The following is a 23349-nucleotide window of genomic DNA, read 5'->3' as shown; positions in this document are numbered from 1 at the left end:
TAGCTCTTTGAGGATCGTATTTGGCGCTGCATAAAGACGCCATTCTCCGGTCTCTTTTGAATGCCCGCATTTTGCTAAAGATCTGGACTAAAGGAAGGTGAAGTATGGAAGACGTTCGAGTGCTCATCGCTGAGGATGAACGGGAAATTAGTGATTTATTAAAAAAATATTTAGATCGAGAATTATACAAGGTGGATGTTGCTGAAAATGGAGAAGAGGCTCTTTGCATGTTCGATAAAAACAGTTATAACCTTGTCATACTGGATCTCATGATGCCTAAGGTGGACGGTATAGAAGTATGCAGAAGACTCCGTAACAAAACCAATGTCCCCATTCTGATGCTCACGGCCAAGGACAATGAGGTTGAAAAGATTTTGGGCCTTAGTATAGGTGCGGATGATTATATCACCAAGCCGTTCAGCATCAACGAGGTTGTCGCTAGAGTGAAGGCGCTCATAAGGAGATTTTTAATTCTGGGCAGTGATGGACACAGCTATGAGAAAACAATGATCCGATTTAAGGGCATCTCGATTGATCTTAAAAAATATACGGTCAATATTGCCGGTGAAGAGATATCTCTAACTGCGAAAGAGTTTGAATTGTTAAAGTTTTTCATTTCCCATCCTGAACAGGTTTTTACGAAGACGCAGCTTTTTCGCAATGTGTGGGACAGCAACTACATAGAAGACGATAATACAGTGATGGTGCATATCAGAAAGCTTCGTAAAAAAATAGAAGCGGATCCTTCTAATCCGCAATTTATTCAAACGATTTGGGGAATTGGATACAAATTTACAGGTGAAAAAGATGAATCATAATCAGTTTTTCTTTGTTCTTATCATTCAATCAGTCATCATCGCCGGGCTTTTGATTCTGGAATTCAATGACGATGCGTCCGGGGTACTCAGATGGATTTTATTCACAGCACTTTGCTTGACAAGCGCATTTCTTTTCTTCACTAGATTTCGTACTCGCACCAGACTAAAGCAAATGACGGCGGAGCTAAGACGAGCAACGAGCGGGAATTTGAAGATGAGATTATTTGCAAAAGATGATGACGTGTGGAATGAAGTGATTTTTTCGATTAATGAATTATTGGAGCAGTTGGAAAACATTCAAATCGAGACGATCAAATCCCAAGCAGCAAGAAGAAGCCTGCTGTCCAATATTTCGCACGATATCAGGACCCCTCTTACGTCTATTATTGGCTATGTGAATGCCCTTAAAGATGATATCGCAATTTCGGAAGAGGAAAAACAGGAATACATTGAGATCATATCCAAAAAATCTAACGGGTTGAAGGAATTAATCGATGAAATATTTATGATAGCGAAGCTGGATGCGGACGAAATGCCTCATAAGCCGGTTTCTCTTGATTTGGCAGAAATGATTAGAGAGTCGCTAATCGCATTTTTACCTGAATTGAACAAAAATGAAATTGATCTGCATGTCAGTATTCCGGATGAAAAGTGCCTTATCCATGCAGATCATCTAAGCGTTATGCGAATCATAGGCAATATCATCAAGAATGCCATTTACTATGGGGGAGAAGGGAAAGTGATAGGGGTTGAGCTCACTCAAACCGCTCAAGAACACCAGTTGCTCATTTGGGATCGGGGACCTGGTATCTCAAAAGTGGATCTTGCTAATGTGTTCGAGAGAATGTACCGGGCCGATCAAGCCAGAACGCTGATTAAAGGAGGCAGCGGCTTGGGTCTTGCCATTGCCAAAGCTCTTATAGAGAAAAACGGCGGTGCAATATGGGTGGAGAGTGAGCCGTGGCAAAAGACGGTTTTCGGGACATCATTTAAGAAACTGTTAAAGAATAGGTAAGAAGCAGTTAAATCTTCCTTTTTATAATGGTTTATAGCTTATAGAAGGAGGGCCGCATTTTGAGTGTTGTTATTAAAACCACTGATTTGACGAAGATTTATGGTAATCAGAAATCGGTGGATCTTATGAATATGACAGTGAAGCAAGGCGAAATTTATGGTTTTCTTGGTCGTAATGGCGCAGGCAAGACAACCACAATCCGCATGCTGGTCGGGTTAATTAAACCTACCCATGGACAAATCGAAATTTTTGGCGAAAATTTGTTGAACAATCAAAAGGAAATATTACGTCGGATCGGATCTATCGTTGAGGTTCCGGGTTTTTACGAAAACCTTACGGGCAAGGAAAATCTGCTGATTAACGCCAAAATCATGGGTATTCATAAGAAAAATGTCATCGAGGAAACCCTTGAAATGGTAGGGCTGCAGGATGAAACAAGGAAGCTGGTGGGGAAATATTCCTTGGGTATGAAGCAGCGTCTTGGTATTGCCAGAGCGCTTCTCCATTATCCTGAGCTGCTGATTCTGGATGAGCCTATGAATGGGCTGGACCCGATTGGCATTAAAGAAATGCGAAAGCTTATTAAAGCGCTGGCCGAAGAGAGAAAGATTACCATTCTGGTTTCTAGCCACATTTTATCAGAGATTGAGCAGGTGGCCGATCATATCGGAATTATTCACGAGGGGAAGCTTCTGGAAGAGATTTCGTTTGATCAGCTGCGGAAAATCAATCGAAAATACATGGAATTACAGGTGTCGAATGACAAAAAAGCAGCTATGCTGCTGGAGAAGCACTTCCATATTTATGATTATGAAGTACATGATGAAGGCCTCATCCGCGTATATTCTCATTTGGGGCAGCAGGGGCAGATCAATAAAGTATTTGTGCAGCATGAAATTGAAGTATCCAAGATCATGCTTAGCGAGGATAGACTGGAAGATTATTTTACGAATTTGGTAGGAGGCGGCACAATTGGTTGATTTGCTGTATACGGAAATTTTGAAGCTTAAACGCTCCAAAATGTTTCTATTAAGCATGATTGGCGCTGCGGTAGCACCTTTTTTGGTAGTGGTCTCCACTTACATCCATATCAAGACGAAGGACCCCACGTTGTTTGTTCCTTTTGAGGAGCTATTTTTCGATTCCAATTTGTATACGGTTTTATTAGTTGGAGTTCCTTTGTATGGTGTAGTTACGGCATATCTTTTTAACCGGGAATATGCGGAAGATACTCTCAAAAACCTGTTAACGATCCCTGTATCCCGAATTAGCCTTATGTTGAGCAAGATGCTCCTCTTGTTCTTGTGGATTATGCTGCTGACCATACTTGCATGGGGGCTAACGCTGCTGCTCGGCATACTTGGCCAGTTCGAAGGGCTGAGCACTTTGCTGCTCGTGGAATCCTTGCAGAAATTTATAATCGCCGGAGCGTTTCTATTTATTTTATCAACCCCCATCATCCTGATCACCATCGTGCTGAAAAACTTTGTACCGACCATCGTTTTGACGATCGTCATCACACTGATCAATGTCATGAGCTCCAATTCTGAATATAAAGGGCTGGTGCCTTGGACAGCCGCATTTGACATTGCCAACGGCACGCTTTTGCCAGTTTATCCACCGGAATATTCTTATATTGCCATTGGGGCTACTTCGATTGTTGGATTCATCGCTACTCTAGTTTACTTTAGGAAGGCGGATATTCACTAATGTACGAAATCATTTGCGCCATAATACTCGGCATCCTTGAAGGATTGACGGAATTTCTGCCTGTCTCGTCTACCGGTCACTTGATCTTGGCCGGTAATTTATTAGGCTTTGAAGGGGATAAGGCGACAACGTTCAAGATCGTGATTCAGTTGGGAGCCGTGATGGCTGTATTTATGCTTTATTGGAAAAGGTATATGGATATTCTAAAGGATTTGCTAACTTTTAATTTTTCGGCTAAAAACAAATTGAATGCCATTCACATGGTGATTGCCATGATTCCCGCTTTAATAGTTTATTTGATTTTTAAAGATGATATCAAATCGCATTTGTTCGGACCAGCCCCCGTCCTGATCGGTTTGATCATCGGCGGCATCCTGATGATTATAGCCGCAAGGGTCAAACGAAAGGTAACCGCCGAGAATACGGACGACATTACTTACAAGCAAGCATTTGGTATTGGATTATTCCAATGTCTAGCCCTATGGCCTGGGTTCTCGAGATCAGGATCGACAATATCCGGCGGGCTGCTGCTTGGAACTAGCCAGAAAGCCGCTGCAGACTTTACTTTCATCATCGCCGTCCCGGTTATGCTTGGTGCAACGATATTGGACATGTACGATAGTCGTGAGCTATTAAACGGGGATACCCTTCTATTATTCCTTATTGGTTTCATTACCGCCTTTGTAGTAGCGATGATTGCCGTGGTCACATTCCTGAACCTGATCAAACGTCTGAGATTGGAGTGGTTTGCGTTTTATCGTTTTGCGCTTGCTGCGGTCTTTTTCATCTTTGTAATGTGAGATATTTATATGGAATTCAAGAAGAATCCACTTTGATTTTGGATTCTTCCTTTTATTTCACTTCGTGTATTGAAGTGTGATAAATCAATTCGTCCTTTCAACACCGGTCACGGTTGCCACAAGACCGTCCACATAACGTCCTATTCGAATGCTTATCTCGGCACGCATGTAGTCTCTGGTGATGGTGAAATGATCTTCATATTCCCGGCAAATATAGCGGTAACGGGCCTCTTGATGATTTATCTCCTCTTCAAAAACGCGGATGCTTTTCTCCGTCAATCCTTTCTTTAATCGGTTTAAGTCATCATGAACATTTCTAGCCAGCAATTGGGCCGCTTTAGAATAGAGCAGTCTTAGCGTTTCTGAGGATTGCTCTGCCTCGCGGGCTTTTTTGACGATGATCGCATGCATCATCGGCAGCAGCACATAATCCTTCATCATATGGATTTCTTCCGCTGTTGGACGAACAGGCTGAAGTGCTTGCTTTTGGAACCTGTTCTGAAAAGCCTCCTTATGCTGCGGAAGCATCATTCGGCTAGATTCCCAGAGCCCGTTCTTTTCAAGTTTTTTACTCATTTGTAGTGCCCCCCGATTTTTATAGACCTATCTGCTGCTTGCCCTGCGGCAGTAAGGGATGAAGCTCTTACAATTGCGGTGCTTCCGTATCGATTTTTGATGCCGTCTGTCACTTTCTCCAGCGCTCTAAGCTTAATCTGATCCTCAAAGAGGGTGAGCTGATAGTTTTGATCGTCCATGAGCTGGCTGATGGTCACACCGACCCGGCGCACAGGCATGCCATCCCAAAATTTATAAAACAGCTGCTTCACCGCTTCAAAAACCGTTTTGGTATGGTTAGTGGGGTCCAGCAGCTTCATTTGGCGCGAAAATCCGGTGGGCGCTTCGTAGGGGCTGCACATGCAGTTGACCGTAACGACATGGCCCATATATTTTTTGCGGCGGCAATCGCGGCAAACCTCCTCGGTCAGCTCTAATAAAACGGTATCTACCTCCCATGGCTCCATATAATCTCTTGGCAAAGTCATCATATGGCCAACCGATTTTGGCGGGTTGTTGAATGTTCCAGGCGTAACCGGGCTATCATCGATGCCGTTGGCCGTTCGCCACAGCACCTCGGCATGAATATCGGATTGCTTGCCAAAGCGAAAGCGAAACTGGTCCTTAAGACGCGGCAGAGGCGTTTTGGCAATATCGCCTATTGTATGCATGCCAAGACGGGTGAAATGGGTGGTCATGCGTGAGCCGACCCCAAACATTTTATGGACCGGCTGCGGCCACAGCAAAGCTTCGAGTTCTGCTTTAGGCAGCGTAAAGATGCCGTCCTCATTCTTTTTTGCCCAGATGTCAGTCGCCATTTTAGCGAGCATTTTATTGGAGCTTATGCCTACCCTTATCCATACGCCTGTTTGCAGGAGAACCTTCTGTTGAAGGGCTTTAGCTATCGTAACAGGGTCTCCGAAAAGAGGGAGGCTTGCCGTAATGTCCAGAAACTGCTCATCAATGCTAAAGATTTCAACCAGATTCGTAAACTCCTCATAAATGCCCGTAATCATCAGGGAGGCATCGATATAATGCTGCATGCGGGGACGCAGGACGACGAGCTCCGGGCATTTATTTAACGCGATTCCAAGCCGTTCGGCTGTCGTGATGCCGTATTGCTTGGCAATGGGGCAAGCCGCTAAAATAATGCCTGAGCGGCGCTCAACAGAGCCGGCTACAACAACGGGTTTATTTTTACACTCCGGATGATTGGCTTTTTCAATACTTGCGTAAAAACTTTGACAATCTGCGAGCAATATAACTCTTTCAGCTGTTTCCCTCATTCCAACCGCCTCCGCATATTCATCAGCATGGTCATTAGCTCGGCTTTCACTAAGCTTCTCAGCATGGTGAAATGGTGGATATAACCGCGAACTTTATATTCAACATGGACCCCCCGTGCATTCATCTCGGTGTTTAACGCTTTAATGTTCCGCTGTCTCATCTTTTTCTTAATGCTTTGCAGTTCAAGATAGATGCTTTGCTCCATTTCATTGAGATAAAAAAGGATATGGTTATAAATGATTTTATTTCGATGCATTTTTAATTCGTTGATGTCTCTAGCTAGCATATCGAGAAGAATCGGCAGCAAGGTAAACTTTTTAATAATTTGCAGATCCTCTTCCGTTTCGATGATTGAATGGACACTCATAGCTACACCACCATGACGCGAACGTTTATTCGTATTCTGTATTATATACCGAATGTATGTTCTCTATGCAAGGTTTCTTGAACAGGTAATTTCGACCAGCTTGGGCTTTGCTTCGGGAAGTGGCAGGAGGCTAGCGTTTTGCGGGGGCGGTTATAATAATGAAGCTTGTCCAAAAGGTCAGAAGATGCGATGATGAATAAATCACATGCTTACATAAGGAGTTAGAACAAAATGAAACAGGCATCACTGCTGCAAGACAAAAAACAACGCAAATTGCTGTTCAGCGCTGGGCTCAGCTGGATGTTTGACGCGATGGACGTCGGCATGCTGTCCTTTATCGTGGCTGCGCTAAGCGTAGAATGGGGGCTTGGCACCGAGCAGATCGGACAGCTGACTGCAATTAATTCCATTGGCATGGCGGTGGGCGCGGCAGCGGCGGGTGCGCTTGCGGACCGCTACGGACGCCGGACGATTTTGCTATGGACGCTGCTCATTTTCTCGGCAGCAAGCGGCTTGTCGGCGCTGGCGGGCACCTTTACCGTGCTGTGCCTGCTGCGTTTCGCTGGCGGCTTTGGACTTGGCGGCGAGCTGCCCGTCGCTTCGACGCTCGTATCCGAGTCGGTTCCCGTGAAGGATAGAGGCAGAGCGATCGTGCTGCTGGAAAGCTTCTGGGCAGGCGGCTGGATTGTCGCTGCGCTCGTCTCGTATTTTGTTATACCGGCCTATGGCTGGCGAGCGGCGTTTATTATTGGAGCAGTTCCGGCGCTGTACGCGCTGTATTTGCGCAGAGCCATTGAGGATTCACCGCGTTATGTGGCGCAAAAGGGGAACGTTTTGCCGCTGCGCCAGCGGCTTGCGGCGATTTGGTCACCGAAGCATCGCCGCTCGACCATTATGCTGTGGCTGCTATGGCTGACGGTCGTCTTCTCATATTACGGCATGTTTCTGTGGCTGCCGACCGTCATGGTGCTGAAAGGCTTCGGACTGGTCAAAAGCTTTCAATATGTGCTGCTCATTACACTTGCGCAGCTTCCGGGCTATTTTACGGCGGCCTATTTCATCGAGAAGCTGGGACGCAAATTTGTGCTGGTCACCTATTTGCTGCTGACGGCGGTAAGTGCCATCTGGTTCGGCAGCGCGACGACAGAAGGCATGCTGCTTGCTGCCGGAGCTTGCCTGTCCTTCTTCAACCTTGGCGCTTGGGGAGCGATGTACGCTTACACGCCGGAGCAATATCCGACGGCGGTTCGGGCAACGGGAGCAGGTTTTGCTGCCTCCTTCGGCCGGATCGGCGGCATCATCGGCCCTTACATGGTAGGGATGCTCGTGGCGGGCGGCACATCGATTCAAACGGTGTTCATCATTTTCTTTGTGGCGATCGTATGCGGTGCGCTGGCGGTTGCTTTCCTAGGTAAAGAAACAAAAGGAATCGATCCTGACCGTTAAGCGCCGAAGCTTGCGGCGGGGCTAGAATGAGGATCAAACACGATATTTTCTAGCTTTTAGGCGAAAAAAAGCCCCTCTCCTGAGCTATAGCAGTTCCGGCAAGCCGAACGCTGCTCGATCAAGGAGAGGGGTTCTTTCATTGAAAATAGACAGCAAGATGCAGAATTTAGCACCCGCAGCTACTACCTAAGCGGCGCGAAATGCTTCACTTGCTCCAAAATGCCTTCGATTTCCTGAATCACATCTGCGGAAAGCTCAAGCTCGACAGCTTTGACGTTTTCGACGATTTGCTGCGGACGGCTCGCGCCAATCAGCGCGGAGCTGATGCCCGGCAAGCGCAGTACCCAAGCCAGCGCCAGCTGGGAAATGGAGACGCCAAGCTGGCTAGCCAGCCCGTCAAGCTGTTCTACGCAGTCAAGCACATCGTCGCGCAAATAGCTTTTCAGCACATGGTTGATCGAATCATTGGCAGCGCGGCTATCTGTAGGCAGTTGCTGGCCTTTTCTATATTTTCCGGTCAGGATGCCTTGCGCCAGCGGCGAAAAGACGATCTGGCCGATGCCTTCCCGCTCGCTGACAGGGATGACCTCTTGCTCAATATATCGCTCAAACATATTGTAGATCGGCTGGTTGGAAATAAGTGGGCGCAAATTCAGCCGCTTCGCAATGCCAGTCGCATCGGCGATTTGAGCGGCGCTCCATTCGGAGACAGCGGAATACAAAATTTTGCCCTGCGCGGTCAAATCGTCCAGCGCCCGCAGCGTCTCTTCCAGCGGAGCATTTTGATCATAGCGATGGCAAAAATAAATATCAATATAGTCTGTGCCCAGACGTTTCAAGCTGGCATCGCACTGCTCCATAATATGCTTGCGCGATAAGCCGCCGTCATTGGGGCCGTCACCCATATTGAAAAAGACCTTCGTCGAAAGCACGTAGCTTGCGCGCTCGAATGGCCGCAGGGCAGAACCAAGCGCCCGCTCGCCTTCGCCGCGGTTATAGGCATTGGAAGTGTCGAAGAAATTGATTCCGCTTTCAAAGGCTTGCTGAATGCAAGCGTCAGCCGCTTGCTGCTCGGTAGCTGTTCCATAAGTGAGCCAGCTTCCAAGACCGATTTCGCTTACTTTAATGCCGCTTGAACCGATGCGTCTGTATTTCATACCCTGATTCCTCCGCTTTCGTTGAAAAAGTAAATGCTCATCTCTGGCCGCAGCCGTTATTGCTCCAGTGATTTTTGCGTAAAGATAGCCATGTACGTCACTTCGTCCGATACGGGGCAGAGGAGATGCTCCTCCAGCGAATTGAAATAAAGCGTATCCCCCGGATGCAGCGAATATTCAGTCGCACCAACCTTATACGTCATCTCGCCGCTGATCATATAAATAAATTCCTCGCCCTCATGGGAGAAGCCGTGCGGCTTGACCTCGCCTTTGCGGGCCGTAATCAAATAAGGCTGGACGAGCTTGTCTCTGCGCTCGCTGGCAAACGCGTAGAAGGAATACCCTCTGTCTGTCCGGAGCCAGCTGTCTTTATCGCTGTACTGCAGGCTAGAATTGAACACGGTCGCATTGGCGCTCTGCTCTTCAATCAGGTCGGACACGCGGACGCCTAAAGCTCCGGCAATTTTCATCAGTGTCGCAACCGGAGGAGCGGATAGATCGTTTTCAATTTTGGACAGGAGACTCTTCGTAAAGCCGCACTGTTTTGCGATTTCTTCCTGCGTCCGCTTCTGTTCCATGCGGATCAGCCGGATTCTTTTGCCGAGGCTCATCAGTCACACACCTTTATTTGTCATACTTGTTTTCTATCGTATCATAAAAGGACCGAGTTGAAAACGATTCAATAAAGTTGTTGATAATTCAACTTAGTTGAATTAAAATAAACCTGCAATCATCTTAAGCTAAGTGCTTGAAGCATTGAAGGATAGACGAAACAGGGAGGGACAAAATGGTCAAAGCGGCGGATTTGAATGAGGAGCAGCATGTGCTGGATATGGGCTGGGGCAAAATATCGTGGTTGTACGGCCAAGAAATTGATCCTGCGGGCCAAATGACATTTGGGCAGGTTTACATTAATGCAGGCCAGGAAAATGGACGCCATCGGCACCCGAACTGCGAGGAAATTATTTTTGTGCTGTCGGGCGAATGCGAGCATTCGCTGGGGGATGAAACGTATCATCTGAAGCCAGGCATGGCACTGCGCATTCCGCAAAATGTGTTGCATCATGCCAAGGTAACCGGCTGGGAGCCGTGCCGGATGATCATTGCGTATTCCGCAGTCGATCGGCAGACGGTGGGCGAATAGGGCGGCCATTCGAGCGTTGGGCGACCTAGTATAAGCAGGGAGGACGATAAGTGGGAATCCGGTATGCTTTTTCCCGGCCAACGGCAGGGGCAGAGGAAGAGAAGGCATTAATTCATGGCTATCAGGCGGCAGGCTACGAGGGTTTGCAGCTCAAATGGAATCAATATATGCCTCACGTGCAGGAGCCGGAGCGGTTTATGGAACGCTGGGGACAGCCGCCGGGCCTCGCATCCGCGCTTATTACGGGAGGTACGCTGCTTAGCGACGATAGCAAGGAGGAGCTGCGCCGTATTTTCCGCTTTGGGAAGCAGGTGGGCACGGAGCTAATTGTCTACTGCCACAGCGTCCCAAGGACGGGGCTGGAAAAGGAAGCTATTGCTGGCTTTGCGCGTCTGTTCGCGGAGCTGGGCAAGGAGGCGCAAGACAGCGGACTCAAGCTGTCGCTGCATCATCATTATGATCAGCCGGTGATGCACCGGGCGGACTTTGATATATTTTTCAGCGAGCTGCGGCCGGAGGACGGGGTTGGACTGACGGTCGATACGGCGCATCTGGTGAAGTCGGGCATTTCCGATGTGGCGGAGGTCATTCGCAGCTTTGCGCCATTTATCAATAATTTTCATATGAAGGATTTTGCGGCTGGCGAATATCGGATATTAGGAGAGGGCTCGATTGATTTTCAGCCGATTATGGCGGAAGTGAAGCGGATAGGCTATGCGGGCTGGATGTCGGCGGATGAGGAAAGCGGCGGTGAGATAGTGACGGGCATGCAGCAATGCTTGCCGTTCATGAAATCAGGTGTTGGGAGAGTGGCGGAATGAAAAAATATAAAATTGGATTTGTCGGCGCGGGGGCTGTCACGCGGCTGCATTTGAGAGGTTATGCCAATCATCAGGATCGCGTGGAAGTCGTTGCGATTTGCGACCCAAGCGAAGCGGCCGTTCAGGAGCGGGCAGATGAGTTCGGCATTGCGGGGAGATACACGGACCTTGCGGAAATGCTGGCGCATAGCGGGCTAGATGCCGCAGTAGTCTGTACACCTTCGACGATACGCGGAAGCATCATGCGGCCGCTGCTGGAAGCAGGCATTCCGGTGTTTCTGGAAAAGCCTTTCGCCGACACGTTTGCCGAGGCCCAGCAAATAGCGGAGCTTGCAAAGCAGCTGAACGTTCCGGTATGCATTAATCAAAATTTTCGCAAGCATCATCAATTTGATTTTATTCGCAATTTGGTCAAGTCAGGCGCAATTGGCAAGCTGGAGTCGATTCAATTTGATTCCTTGTTTTATCGGCAGGATGCAGGCTGGCGAGTACACACGGAGCGTCATGCCTTGTCCGTCATGGCGATTCATTGGTTTGACGGTATGCGCCGAATCGCGGGTGCCAAGGCGGCTTCCATTTATTGCAGCGCCTACTCCTCGGAGGCGGTCGATTGTTTAGGGGAGACGGATGCGACCGTGCTGATGACGTTTGAGAACGGCGTGCGCGCCCATTTTACCCAAAGCTTCTCCAGTCCGTTTCATAAAAATGATCTCGTTGTGCTTGGCAGTGAAGGCGTGCTCAGCACGACGTCCAATACGATCGGATTGTATCGCCGCGAACCGAGCGGGGAGCCGAACTGGAACCCGCAGCCTGTGCAGACATGGGAGCATGCGCTGCCGATAGAGGAGGCGATATTTGACGGCCTCAATCAGCTGCTCGTCTGGCTGGAAACGGGAGTAGAAGCCGAAAATAGCGCGTTTGACAATTTGCATACGGTTTCATTGCTGGATGGCGCGTACGAGTCGGCAAAGAATAATCAGGTTGTTGCCTTTCAGGAAGGACTGCTAGGGTAGAACGGGTAGAGCTTGCAAGTGCAAGAGCTGCAAGAGCTGCAAGAGCTGCAAGAGCTGCAAGAATACATCTAAGGAGCTTTGTACAATTGTAATCAATTAAGAAAAATAAATAAGGCGCAGGATTTTCGCAGCAGCGAAAATTTTGCGCCTTATTTCATATTCTAGGCTCTTCGAGCGTTGATTCGATGGCCCCTATTTTGGCGGACACCAAATCCGCTATTTACTCAAGTAAACGGTCATGGAGATGCCTCGCGGACACAGAAGCCGCTAATGGTCCCCCAATCACTATTTTGCCGAGATAATGAGACCAATAAAGGATCTCCTGTCCGCCTACATACTTAAATCACAAAAAAAGCTAAAATAGCGGAACCTCAGTCCTCCAAAAAGGAGAGGTCCTATTAGAGAGCCTATCCGCGCTGGCAAAACACGTAGGCTAATCGCATTTTCGAGGGTGAACCTTTACAGCTGAAAATGCTGCTGGCGGTAATGGAGCGGGCTCATCCCGGTCCAGCGTTTGAATTGCCTGCTGAAATGCGACAGCTGGGAGTAGCCCAGACGCACAGCGATTTCCTTCAGCGACAGCTCCGGCTGGCGAATGAGCACCTTAGCCTCCTGCAGCTTGAGCTCAGATAAAAACTGACGTGGCGACAGGCCATACACTTTGCGAAACACCTCAAGCCCATAGCCCGGGCTGATGCCGAGTGAGCGCATAATCTCTTCAATAGAAAAAGCGCTCTCCGCCGCAGGCTCGCCTGGAAGCTTATGCGGGTCAAAATTCCCCTTGATCGCCTCGGCAATCGCTTTGGCATATTGCACCGACGCTGGCGGCATAGCTGCCATCTCCTCCTCCGGCAAACAGATCGTGCCCACTAATAGCCCAAACAACTCAAACAAATCCGCCTGCAGCCGAAAGCGATCCGCCGTCGTATAGCCGCCTCCCCGCCTAAGCATCGCAATCCATTGCTTCAAAATAGGCAGCAGCCGCTCATGATCCGCGCTTCCGGCAGGGAACAGCAGGCGGCCACTCCGAATCATTTCTTGGCGAAAAGCCGGATCGTCCACATTAAAGTGGGCGCAAAAATAAGCCATGCCTTCCTCCGAAATGCAGCGGCTCTTATGCTTAAAGCCGGGCGGAATAAGCAGAAAGTCGCCGGCGCCCAGCTGATATTTGCTTTCGCCAATGACCGTCTCCTGCGCGCCCTCCTGAATAAAAATCATTTCAAAGCCGATATGGGATTCCAGCGGCATCTGCCAATGCTTGTCTACACGCTGTTCATGCGCGCCAAAAAACTTAATGTTCCAGTCGATAGCGGGCAGAAAGCGCACATTTTGAATCCACGGCGAAAGTGTCACTTCATGATCCATTAGGCAGAACCACCTTTGATTTGGGTAAATTTCACGTTGTTTGGACAATCGGCGATTTATTCTATTTAATTTATACTAAGAGGGCAAGCTAAAGCAATAAGCAAAAGTGATGAAACGATAGGGGTGTGTCGATATGGGACAAACGGCAAAATGGTTTTCAAGCACACAAACAGCGAGCTGGACGGAGAAAAGCACACAAACACGCACCTTTTCACCTGCTCTATCTAACTTGGCAATAACTGAAAGCGCATACCAAACAGTAGAGGGCTTTGGCGGCTGCTTCAATGAGCTGGGCTTTACTGCACTGAGCCACTTAACGGAGGAAGAACGCGCGGCAGTCATGCACGAGCTGTTCCACCCGGAAGGCGAGCAGCGCTTCAGCATTTGCCGCCTGCCTATCGGCGCCAGCGACTATGCGCTGGAGTGGTACAGCTTGAACGAAACGGACGGCGACGTGGCGATGGCGCATTTTTCCATTGAACGCGACCGCAAGTATTTGATTCCTTATATAAAAGAAGCATTGGCGCTTAATCCGGAGCTGAAGCTGTTCGCTTCGCCATGGAGCCCGCCGACGTGGATGAAGACGCCGAAGGCTTATAACTACGGAACGCTGCGCTGGGAGAAGGAAATTCTCGAAGCCTATGCGCTGTATTTCGTCAAATTCGTTCAGGCCTACCAAGAGGAAGGCATTACGATTCATCAGGTCCATGTGCAAAATGAAGTCGTAGCCGATCAGAAGTTTCCTTCCTGCGTATGGACGGGCGAGCAGCTTAAGGAGTTCATCCGCGATTATTTAGGACCTACTTTTGAACAGCATGGGCTGGATACGGAAATTTGGCTTGGAACGATCAATGCGCCCGATCCATGGCTGGAGCTGATGAAAGGGACGACGAACGATTATGACGCTTATGCGGGTCTTGTGCTGAGCGACCCCGAAGCTTATAAATATATTAAAGGCGTCGGCTATCAGTGGGCAGGCAAATATGCGATAGCCCGGACGTCGCAGAGCTATCCGGAGCTGCGTTATATGCAGACGGAGAATGAATGCGGGGATGGCAAAAACACGTGGGCGTATGCCAAATATGTGTTTCATCTGTACCAGCATTATTTCAGCAATGGCGTGAACAGCTACATTTATTGGAATATGGCGCTGGAGCCGAAAGGGCGCAGCACATGGGGCTGGGAGCAAAATGCCATGATTACAATAGAGCCGGATACGAAGCGGGCTATGAACAATCCGGAATATTACGTGATGAAGCATTTCAGCCATTTTGTGGCACCGGGCTCGAAGCGTATCGGGCTGGAAGGCCCGTGGAGCGGCCATTCCATTGCTTTCAAGCGCGAAGACGGCTCGCGGGTCGTAGTAATTACGAATCCGTATACCGATACAAGAGAGCTTAGGCTGTTCGATGGCGAAGCGGAGCATGTATTCGAGCTGGAGCCGGAATCTTTCCATACGATTGTGCTGTCTTAGTATATAATATAAATTCAATGAACAAACGCCTTTGCGCTTAAGCATGGCGTTTGTTTTGTCGTTATTGAAAGTAAAAAGCAGGGAGGGAAGAGCAATGAGGCTGTTGTCTAAAATATATCGGGCGATTTTGCACCCGTTCCGGCGCAGCATTCGCAATAAGCTGATTTTCATTATGGTGGTTGTATCGGTGCTGCCGATTATAGCGGTAACTGCGCTTGCCGTGGACAATAACCGCCAATCGATGGAGACCGAGCTTATTGGGACGAATGTATCCAATATGAAGTGGACGAGCATTTATCTCGGGGAGCAGTTTTCGCAAATGAACAGCGTTTTATATTCCGTCCTCATTAACCCGAACCTGAATGAATACATTGCCAGCGAGGAGGAATCGGGCCTGTCCAGCCAGTTTTCGGCACAGCGCAACATTGAGGATGCAATGGCCTCGCTTTTTTATTCGGGCAATCATTATATATCGGGCATTGAGCTTTATTTGAAAAGAAGCGGCAAGCTGTTCACGATGAATGCGTCTCAAAATCAAATTAAAACGCTAGACCGCGTACCTGTGCCTTATAATGAACTGTTTAATCAGCGCAAGGATTTTATGATTCAAAACAGTCCGGAAGGCGACCGTTTTCAACTGATACGGAGCATTAACCGGTTTGAAAACCGTGAAATTCTTGGCGGTATTACGCTGGAGGTGCGCTGGGCCATTCTCGACCAGACGCTGTCGCTGCTTAATCCGGCCAATGACCAAACCGTGATTATTGCAGGACCGGATGGAGAAATTTTGTACCAAATGGGCAGCGACGCCCTTTCGGCCGAGCAGGTTGCGAAAATCGTGAAGGGCGGTACAGAGCCTGGCTATGAGCGACAGGGGGATGAATATGTATTTTACAATACGATTGATCCCATGAAGCTAAAGCTCATTAAAATTATTCCACTGAGCGCGATTAACCAAAGCGCGCAAGCGACGATGCATTATGGGATATTGATTGGCACGATAACGGTTGCCGCCGCGATTTTAATTGCCGTGCTGCTTGCCTGGCGTACAGCAACGCCGATTGTGCTGCTTGCGCGCTCCATGCAAGGGCTGAACCTTATCAGACAGGGAGATAAGCCGCTGAGTGGACGCATGGATGAAATTGGCTTGCTGGAGACGAAGCTTTACAATATGTCTCATCGAATTAGGGAGCATATTAAGAGCGAATACAGCATGAATTTGGAAAAAAAGACAGCGGAGCTCAAGGCGCTGCAGGCGCAGATCAATCCGCATTTTTTGCAAAATACGCTGCAAATGATCGGCAGCATGCTCTTTTCCAAAAAGCCCGCTGAAAGCTATGAAACGATTCGCTCGCTTAGCGAAATGTTCCGTTATGTCATTCGCGAGCCAGATGACCTTGCTACGCTGAAGCAGGAGCTGGAGCATATGAACAATTACATGGTCATTCAGCAGCAGCGGTTTCAGTCGCGGCTGCAATACAGCCTGGAGGTGGACGAGCGGCTGCTGCAAAGCCGCATTCCGAAGCTGACGCTGCAGCCCATCGTGGAAAATGCATTTATGCACGGACTCGATTCGCAGGCCGGAGGCTGGGAGCTGAGCGTAAAGGTAGCTCAAGCCAGCATCGCAGAAGCGGAAGGCGGAGTTGGGGCATTAGCATTAGCAGGAGTAACCATTACAATCAGTGACAATGGAGTAGGGATTGGCGCTGAGCGGCTTCGGGAAGTTCGCCAAAGGCTCAGCTATGCGGATGGGCAGGTTTGGACACACGGGGAGCGGATTGGGCTGGGCAATGTGGCCTCAAGGCTGCAAATGCATTTTGGCAAAGCGTATGGCTTGGCGATCGACAGTGAAGTCGGGGTTGGCACGCGCATAACCATTCATATTCCTGGTGAGAGGCAAGGGGGAGAACTGCATGATTAAAGTAATGCTGGTCGATGATGAAAGCTGGGGACGAGACATCGTTCGCACATTCGGCCGCTGGCCGGAATATGAGATGGAAATTGTCGCCGAGGCGGAGGATGGCGAAGAGGCGCTGCGGCTCGCTGAGAAGCATATGCCACAGCTCATCATTACCGATATGCGGATGCCGGGCATGGATGGTGTGAAGCTGCTGAATGAGCTGCATGAACGCCTGCCTCATATTCAAATTGTCGTCATTAGCGGCTATGATGACTTCAAATACATGCAGCATGCGATTCGCTGCCAGGCTGTAGATTATTTGCTGAAGCCGATTGATCCGAAAGAGCTGAACGCAGTGCTCTCAAAATGTGCAGCGGGGATCGCGGCGGCGGCGGAGAGCCGGCGCATGCTGACGCTGGATCTCGAATGGCTGCTGTCGCTGACATCGATGAAGCAGCGGCTGCGTGCCCGGTTCAATGAGCTGGACCGCGAAGGCATGCAGGAGCTGTTCGGGGAGCTGGAGAGAGAGATGGATAGCAGTGGTGCTGGCAAGCCGCAGCTGCTGGAGCGCATTATCCAAGAGCTGCTGCTCATGCTGAAGGAGCTGCTGCTGGCTAATTCATTGGAGGCAAATGCGATGGATGGCGCAAGAGACGGGGCGGAGCTCGCCTCAAGCGCGAATGCAGCCGCTTTTCTGACTGCCCGCTATGAGGAGGCGCTGGAGCAGCTGATTCAGCAGCGGAAATTCAAGAAACGGCTTAATTTGGACGAGGTTAGGCAGTATATGGAGGCGCGGTTTGCCGAGCCGATTTCCCTGGAGCAGGTAGCTCGCGCTTTTTTCGTTAGCAAGGAGTACTTGAGTAAAACGTTTAAGCAGGAATATGGCTGCAATATGACCGATTATATTTTGCAGCTTCGCATGGATAAGGCGCGGGAGTGGCTGCTTGATGAAAAATTGCCGATTAAAACAGTCGCGGAAATGGCAGGCTATGAAGATGTAACGTATTTTTATCGCGTGTTTAAAAAGCATTTCGGCATTGCCCCAGGAGAAATGCGTCGTGGCAGCGAGAATTAATGCGATTAAGTGGACAGGTTGGACAGATTGGACAATCTTTAACTTGGTTTAAAAATGTCCAAGTGAACAGTCTAATTCTGTCCAATTAAACGCTTTCATAAATCAGATACAATGAAAGCGTAAACAAACAAGCTTACGGGAGGTCATTACAGATGAAAAAGAAGCTTTGGAAATCAGCGCTAAGCGCAGCATTAATTACAACACTGCTGGCAGGCTGCGGCTCGAACAGCGGTACGGCAACCAATAATGGCACAGAGACAGGCGAAGGCGGCGCGAAAACGGTCAAGCTCAAAATGTTTATCGCTCAGCCAAGGCTCAAAGAAAGCTACGATAAATACATTGCTCAATTTGTAGCGAAGGAAAAAGCAGAGAAAAACATTGATGTTCAAGTTCAACTTGAAATGCCGACAGCAGACACGGCTCCGCAAATTTTGAAAACAAGACTGGCTTCCAATGATGCCCCGGACGTGTTCGCCGTTCATGCGATCAATGAAATTCCTTCGTTTTACAAAGCAGGCTATTTGGAGGATTTGTCCGGACAGCCATTTGTCGACAAGCTACTGGACAGCGTGAAGCCTTCCGTTACGACAACAGACGGTAAAATCGTTGCCGTACCTATGGAAACGCTGTCATGGGGATACGTTTATAACAAAAAGATTTTCAAAGACCTCGGCTTGACGCCGCCAACTACTTTGACAGAAATGAAAGCGGTTATCGCGAAGCTGAAGGAAAATAAAATAACGCCATTCCTGCTGTCCTACAAGGAATCATGGATTCCGCAGCTGTTCCTGCCGCTGGCAGTAGGAGCTATCTCAAATACGACAGATAAAGATTTTGTGGAAAGAATGAACAAGGACGAAGGCTCCTTCAACGAAATGAAAGCGATGTTCGAAGTGATCGATCTGGTCAACCAGAATGGTACGGATAAAGCGATGGAGGTAGGCGGCGACGATGGATCAGCAGCTTTCGCTACAGGCAAAGCGGCTATGTGGATCCAAGGACCATGGTTTGCAGAATCGATTCTAAAAGCAAATGCCGATATGGATTTTGGCGTAGCTCCGCTGCCGATTAATGATGATCCTAATGCAACGATGATCAACCTGAGTACATCTACTTCACTCGTTGTATCGAAAAACAGTGCGAACAAGGAAGTGGCACTGGACTTCGTCAACTACGTGCTGGATGACAAAGACTCTAATGCTTTTTACGAAGAGCTCAAATTTAATCCGGTTGCCAAAAATCATTCGTTCACCACTTATCCTTGGGTAGAAGATGCAATGACTTACGTTAAAGAAGGCAAATCGTATTTGGATCCTTCCATCCCGCAAGCGGTTAAGGATGAGTCAGGCAAAGCGCTGCAATCGTATTACGCTGGACAACTGTCGCAGGATGGTGTTATAGCGGCACTCGACAAGGCATGGAAATCGTTTAACAAAGTAAATAAATAAAGAAGGAATGGCGAGCAGGGCGGGATAGAGCGAGAGGCTTCCCACCCTGCAGAGCCTTCCCATCATCATCTTAGGAGAGGTGAGCAACCGTGCCAATGAAGGGTGTTTTAAAAAGATATGTATCGCTGCTGGCCTTCGTCGCGCCTGCATTTATTTTGTACGCCATTTTTCTGCTGATTCCGACTATTGGCGGTATGTATTACAGCTTTACAGACTGGAATGGACTGAACACCAACTATCAATTTATTGGTCTCGACAATTTTGTGGAGGCGCTGAAGGACGACCCGGATTTTGTCCACTCGCTGCTGTTCACATTAAAATATGTGCTGTATATGCTTGTGCTGCAAAATGTAATCGCACTGCTGCTTGCCGTTCTCATTGAATCGCGGAGCAAAAGCAAAGGATTTTTCCGCACGATATTTTTTATGCCAAACATGATCAGTATTATTATTAGCGCTTTTATGTGGACATTCGTGTTTACACAAGTGCTGCCGCAGCTGGCGGAAAAAACAATGTTCACCTTCCTGGATCAATCCTGGGTTGGCGATCCGAAGTTTTCCTTCTATGCGATTTTGGTTATCTCGCTCTGGAATGGCGTCGGCTACATGATGATTATTTATTTGGCCGGCTTGCAAGGGGTGCCGCAAAGCTTGATGGAAGCGGCTATTATCGATGGTGCGAATCCGCTGCAGCGCTTTATGAAGGTTACGCTGCCGATGATTACACATGCCATTACGATTTGCTTCTTCTTGACGCTGAACGGCGCTTTTAAAGTGTTCGAGGTCGTATATGGATTTACGGGCGGAGGTCCGGGCCGGTCGACGCAGGTTATTACGATGAATATTTATGAAGAGGCCTTCTCGAACAACTTCCGCTACGGCTATGCCAGCGCGAAATCGGTTATTTTATTCATTATCGTCTTGATTTTCACACTCATTCAGATTGCAGTCATGAAAAGAAAAGAGGTGGAGGCATGAGAAACAGAAGCGCGAGCTCGTTATTTATTACGCTGTTTCTTTCGATCGGCGCCGCCATTTCCTTCTTCCCGATTTATATGGCCATTGCCAACTCGTTTAAAACGCAAGGAGAAATGTTTCAATCGTTCGTGGCTTTGCCGTCTGCGCCAACCTTTGACAACTACGTGCAGGCTTTTCACAAAATCAATATGCTTAACAGCACGATAAATTCGGTAATCGTATCGGTGCTGGGCATTGGCGGCATCGTGTTCTGCGCCGCTCTAGCGGGCTATAAGCTGTCTAGGACACCAGGCAAGGCGAGCGCGGCCATCTTTTTCCTATTCGTCGCTTCGATGCTCGTGCCCTTTCACTCGATTATGATTCCGCTTACTCGCATGGCGAACGGCTTGTCCGTACAGGGCAGTACTTATGGCTTGGCACTTATTTACATTGGACTAGGCGTCAATATGGCCGTATTTCTCTATCATGGTTTCGTAAAATCGATTCCGCGCGAGCTGGAGGAAGCGGCTCATATGGACGGCTGCGGCGAGTTCCAGACGTTTTTCCGGATTATTTTTCCGCTGCTGCTGCCGATTACGGTGACGATTGCCATTCTCGATTTCCTATGGATCTGGAATGACTTCCTGCTGCCGATGCTGATGCTGACGGATTCGGATCATTATACGCTTATTTTGTCCACGAACACATTGTTTGGCGAATACAACAAAGAGTGGACACTCATCCTCGCTTCGCTTGTACTGACGGCGATTCCGGTTATTATTATTTACGCCTTCTTCCAGCGCTTTATTATGGAGGGCATTACAGAAGGAGCAGTGAAGGGCTAATGGATAAATTATTATACGGCGTTGCTTATTACGATGAATATATGCCTTATGAGAGGCTGAGTGAAGATATCCGCATGATGAAGGAAGCGGGCATTAACGTAGTCCGTATTGCCGAATCTACTTGGAGCACGCATGAGCCGCAAAATGGCGTATTTGATTTCAGCTCGGTAGACCGCGTGCTGGATGCGATGCATGAAGCAGGTATCCATGTTATCGTGGGAACGCCAACTTATGCGATACCGACCTGGATGGTCAAGGAGCACCCGGATGTGCTTGCTATAACAGCAGCCGGACCTGGCAAATATGGCGCGCGCCAAATTATGGATATTACGCATCCGGTGTATTTGTTCCATGCTGAGCGGATCATTCGCAAGCTGATCGAGCGCGTCAGCAAGCATCCGGCGGTAATCGGCTATCAGACGGACAATGAGACAAAACACTACGGCACGGCTGGGCCGAATGTACAGCTGCGCTTCGTCAAATATATGCGCGATACTTACGAGACGCTGGACCAGGTCAATGAGCTATTCGGCCTCGATTATTGGAGCAACCGCATTAACAGCTGGGAGGACTTTCCGTCCGTTGTCGGAACCATCAATGGCAGCTTAGGCGCAGAATTTGCCAAATTCCAACGCGGGCTGGTTAATGAGTTTCTTGCATGGCAGGTAGGCCTTGTCAATGAATACAAGCAGCCAGGGCAGTTCGTGACGCAAAACTTCGATTTTGAATGGCGCGGTTATTCCTTTGGCGTTCAGCCGTCGGTCAACCATTTCGAAGCGGCGGTGCCATTCGATATTGCTGGTGTAGACATCTATCATCCGTCACAGGATGAGCTGACGGGCATTGAAATTTCATTTGGCGGCGACATGACGCGTTCACTGAAGGGCAGCAACTATTTGGTGCTGGAAACCCAGGCGCAGGCATTCCCGCACTGGACGCCATATCCGGGGCAGCTGCGGCTGCAGGCGTTCAGCCATGTGGCATCTGGCGCTGATATGGTTGCTTATTGGCACTGGCACTCGATCCATAATTCGTTCGAGACGTATTGGAAAGGGCTGCTCAGCCACGATTTTCTGCCTAATCCGGTTTATAACGAAGCAGGGACGATCGGACGGGATTTTGCCCGCCTGAGCGATGAACTGGTGCATTTGCGCAAGCAAAACAACGTTGCCGTTATGGTGAGCAACGAAGCGCTGACAGCGATGGAGTGGTTCAAGCTGCCGGATGGCAAATTGTACAATGATGTTGTGCGCTGGTTGTATGACGAGCTGTACAAAATGAACATCGGCTGCGATTTTATTACGCCAGCTTGCGAGAAGCTGGATGATTACAAGGTCGTCATTGTTCCGGCTTTGTATGCCGTACCGGATCTGACGCTTGAGCGGCTAAATGCTTTTGTCGAGCAGGGCGGGCATGCCGTATATTCGTTCAAAAGCGGCTTTGCCGACGAGCGGATAAAAGTACGGACCTCGCAGCAGCCGGGCATTATTGGAAAAGCGTGCGGCGTCGGCTACAGCCTGTTTATCGATCCGAAAAATGTCGGGCTGAAAGGTGCAGGGCTGGATGCAGCGCCAGGCACGGTTACGAGCTGGATGGAGCTGCTGACGCCGCTTACCGGCGAAGTTGAGGTGCTGGCGCATTATGACCATCCGCAGTGGGGCGAATATGCGGCCATTACCCGCAACCGCTACGGCAAAGGTACGGCGACATACATTGGCTGCCTGACGGATGGAGCTTCTGCCCATGAGGTGCTGAAGGGCACCGTTCAAGAGGCGGGACTATGGGGTGAAGATCAGCAGGTCAGCTTCCCGATCATCGTGAAGCATGGGGTTAATGGGCAGGGAGCGCAGCTGCGCTACTATTTCAACTACTCTGCTGAGCCGGTATCCTTCGTTTATCCGCATGCAGCGGGACATGAATTGCTTGAGGGCCGTTCGGTTGGCAGTGGCGAGCAGCTTACGCTTGCACCGTGGGGCGTGCAAATAATTAAAGCAGGCTAACTCGAAATATAGAGAAGTAAACAAGGCGCGACGCCTTCGCATTTTGCGAAGGCGTCGCGCCTTTGTATGGTTAATATACTTTTTTGTGAAAAATGGTGTTTTGCCTGATGCCGACCTTCCTCCCTTATTCATAAGATAGTGGAATAGGATAGC

The 23349-nt window shown here is 49.0% G+C and carries 22 protein-coding genes; 16 read left to right on the top strand and 6 right to left on the bottom strand.

Annotated features, from left to right (window positions below; all coding sequences use genetic code 11):
• The first annotated feature begins 104 nt into the window (after positions 1-104).
• The 5 genes from AC50Y5_RS24120 to AC50Y5_RS24100 are packed head-to-tail and all read left to right on the top strand — an operon-like array spanning position 105 to position 4343.
• The gene (locus AC50Y5_RS24120; RefSeq protein WP_056038489.1) at positions 105-818 is read left to right on the top strand and encodes a response regulator transcription factor; all 714 of its coding nucleotides are present in this window, start codon (positions 105-107) and stop codon (positions 816-818) included.
• Positions 808-1833 (top strand): sensor histidine kinase, encoded by a 1026-nt coding sequence (locus tag AC50Y5_RS24115; RefSeq protein ID WP_056038486.1) that lies wholly within the window; start codon positions 808-810, stop codon positions 1831-1833. Before AC50Y5_RS24120 ends, AC50Y5_RS24115 begins: the two co-directional genes overlap by 11 nt.
• A 59-nt stretch (positions 1834-1892) precedes the next feature.
• Complete coding sequence (locus tag AC50Y5_RS24110) at positions 1893-2813, top strand: ABC transporter ATP-binding protein (protein WP_046230629.1); 921 nt, start codon at positions 1893-1895, stop codon at positions 2811-2813.
• The gene (locus AC50Y5_RS24105; protein ID WP_494864004.1) at positions 2806-3543 is read left to right on the top strand and encodes an ABC transporter permease; all 738 of its coding nucleotides are present in this window, start codon (positions 2806-2808) and stop codon (positions 3541-3543) included. The genes AC50Y5_RS24110 and AC50Y5_RS24105 overlap by 8 nt, the downstream gene beginning before the upstream one ends.
• Positions 3543-4343 (top strand): undecaprenyl-diphosphate phosphatase, encoded by an 801-nt coding sequence (locus AC50Y5_RS24100; protein ID WP_494864003.1) that lies wholly within the window; start codon positions 3543-3545, stop codon positions 4341-4343. Before AC50Y5_RS24105 ends, AC50Y5_RS24100 begins: the two co-directional genes overlap by 1 nt.
• 84 nt (positions 4344-4427) lie before the next feature.
• Here the strand turns inward: AC50Y5_RS24100 and AC50Y5_RS24095 are convergent, their stop codons facing one another.
• The 3 genes from AC50Y5_RS24095 to AC50Y5_RS24085 are packed head-to-tail and all read right to left on the bottom strand — an operon-like array spanning position 4428 to position 6552.
• Complete coding sequence (locus AC50Y5_RS24095; protein ID WP_494864002.1) at positions 4428-4919, bottom strand: YhjD family protein; 492 nt, start codon at positions 4917-4919, stop codon at positions 4428-4430.
• A complete protein-coding gene (locus AC50Y5_RS24090) occupies positions 4916-6184 on the bottom strand; it encodes a DNA polymerase IV (protein WP_494864001.1) in 1269 nt (422 codons plus the stop codon). Before AC50Y5_RS24090 ends, AC50Y5_RS24095 begins: the two co-directional genes overlap by 4 nt.
• Positions 6181-6552, bottom strand: coding sequence for a YhjD family protein (locus AC50Y5_RS24085; protein ID WP_056038472.1), 372 nt, complete (start codon positions 6550-6552; stop codon positions 6181-6183). Before AC50Y5_RS24085 ends, AC50Y5_RS24090 begins: the two co-directional genes overlap by 4 nt.
• A gap of 231 nt (positions 6553-6783) precedes the next feature.
• On the opposite strand from AC50Y5_RS24085, the gene AC50Y5_RS24080 reads away from it, so the two are divergent.
• Positions 6784-7998 carry an MFS transporter gene (locus AC50Y5_RS24080; protein ID WP_056038469.1) on the top strand — a complete coding sequence of 405 codons (1215 nt, stop codon included), beginning with the start codon at positions 6784-6786 and terminating at the stop codon, positions 7996-7998.
• Between the two features lie 182 nt (positions 7999-8180).
• On the opposite strand, the gene AC50Y5_RS24075 is transcribed toward AC50Y5_RS24080, so the two are convergent.
• Both AC50Y5_RS24075 and AC50Y5_RS24070 read right to left on the bottom strand, forming a co-directional pair.
• Positions 8181-9155 carry an aldo/keto reductase family protein gene (locus tag AC50Y5_RS24075; protein WP_494864000.1) on the bottom strand — a complete coding sequence of 325 codons (975 nt, stop codon included), beginning with the start codon at positions 9153-9155 and terminating at the stop codon, positions 8181-8183.
• A gap of 56 nt (positions 9156-9211) precedes the next feature.
• Complete coding sequence (locus AC50Y5_RS24070) at positions 9212-9766, bottom strand: helix-turn-helix domain-containing protein (RefSeq protein ID WP_056038465.1); 555 nt, start codon at positions 9764-9766, stop codon at positions 9212-9214.
• Positions 9767-9942: 176 nt separating this feature from the next.
• Here AC50Y5_RS24070 and AC50Y5_RS24065 point away from each other — a divergent pair, with 176 nt between their 5' ends.
• From AC50Y5_RS24065 to AC50Y5_RS24055, 3 genes are read left to right on the top strand one after another with little or no spacing between them, the layout of a single operon-like run.
• Positions 9943-10299 (top strand): cupin domain-containing protein, encoded by a 357-nt coding sequence (locus AC50Y5_RS24065; RefSeq protein WP_056038461.1) that lies wholly within the window; start codon positions 9943-9945, stop codon positions 10297-10299.
• Between the two features lie 50 nt (positions 10300-10349).
• A complete protein-coding gene (locus AC50Y5_RS24060; RefSeq protein WP_494863999.1) occupies positions 10350-11120 on the top strand; it encodes a sugar phosphate isomerase/epimerase family protein in 771 nt (256 codons plus the stop codon).
• Positions 11117-12133 (top strand): Gfo/Idh/MocA family protein, encoded by a 1017-nt coding sequence (locus AC50Y5_RS24055; RefSeq protein ID WP_494863998.1) that lies wholly within the window; start codon positions 11117-11119, stop codon positions 12131-12133. Before AC50Y5_RS24060 ends, AC50Y5_RS24055 begins: the two co-directional genes overlap by 4 nt.
• 459 nt (positions 12134-12592) lie before the next feature.
• On the opposite strand, the gene AC50Y5_RS24050 is transcribed toward AC50Y5_RS24055, so the two are convergent.
• Positions 12593-13498: a helix-turn-helix domain-containing protein gene (locus tag AC50Y5_RS24050; protein WP_494863997.1), complete on the bottom strand. Its 906-nt coding sequence runs from the start codon at positions 13496-13498 to the stop codon at positions 12593-12595.
• 133 nt (positions 13499-13631) lie between these two features.
• Here AC50Y5_RS24050 and AC50Y5_RS24045 point away from each other — a divergent pair, with 133 nt between their 5' ends.
• From AC50Y5_RS24045 to AC50Y5_RS24015, 7 genes are all read left to right on the top strand, one after another.
• Entirely contained in the window at positions 13632-14972 is a 1341-nt protein-coding gene (locus AC50Y5_RS24045; RefSeq protein ID WP_494863996.1) for a glycoside hydrolase family 30 protein, read from the top strand.
• Between the two features lie 94 nt (positions 14973-15066).
• Positions 15067-16893: a sensor histidine kinase gene (locus tag AC50Y5_RS24040; RefSeq protein ID WP_494863995.1), complete on the top strand. Its 1827-nt coding sequence runs from the start codon at positions 15067-15069 to the stop codon at positions 16891-16893.
• Entirely contained in the window at positions 16886-17947 is a 1062-nt protein-coding gene (locus AC50Y5_RS24035) for a response regulator transcription factor (RefSeq protein WP_056038444.1), read from the top strand. The genes AC50Y5_RS24040 and AC50Y5_RS24035 overlap by 8 nt, the downstream gene beginning before the upstream one ends.
• Before the next feature lie 152 nt (positions 17948-18099).
• Entirely contained in the window at positions 18100-19395 is a 1296-nt protein-coding gene (locus tag AC50Y5_RS24030) for an ABC transporter substrate-binding protein (protein ID WP_494863994.1), read from the top strand.
• 95 nt (positions 19396-19490) lie between these two features.
• Positions 19491-20372, top strand: a complete 882-nt coding sequence (locus tag AC50Y5_RS24025; RefSeq protein ID WP_430154609.1) for a carbohydrate ABC transporter permease — start codon at positions 19491-19493, stop codon at positions 20370-20372.
• Positions 20369-21196 carry a carbohydrate ABC transporter permease gene (locus tag AC50Y5_RS24020; RefSeq protein WP_056038436.1) on the top strand — a complete coding sequence of 276 codons (828 nt, stop codon included), beginning with the start codon at positions 20369-20371 and terminating at the stop codon, positions 21194-21196. The genes AC50Y5_RS24025 and AC50Y5_RS24020 overlap by 4 nt, the downstream gene beginning before the upstream one ends.
• A complete protein-coding gene (locus AC50Y5_RS24015; RefSeq protein WP_494863993.1) occupies positions 21196-23196 on the top strand; it encodes a beta-galactosidase in 2001 nt (666 codons plus the stop codon). The genes AC50Y5_RS24020 and AC50Y5_RS24015 overlap by 1 nt, the downstream gene beginning before the upstream one ends.
• Positions 23197-23349: the final 153 nt, after the last annotated feature.

It is taken from the genome of Paenibacillus sp. JT22N7 (assembly GCF_059383875.1).
The sequence above is the reverse complement of the archived record's forward strand: the minus strand, read 5'-3'. Positions and strand labels throughout refer to the sequence as shown.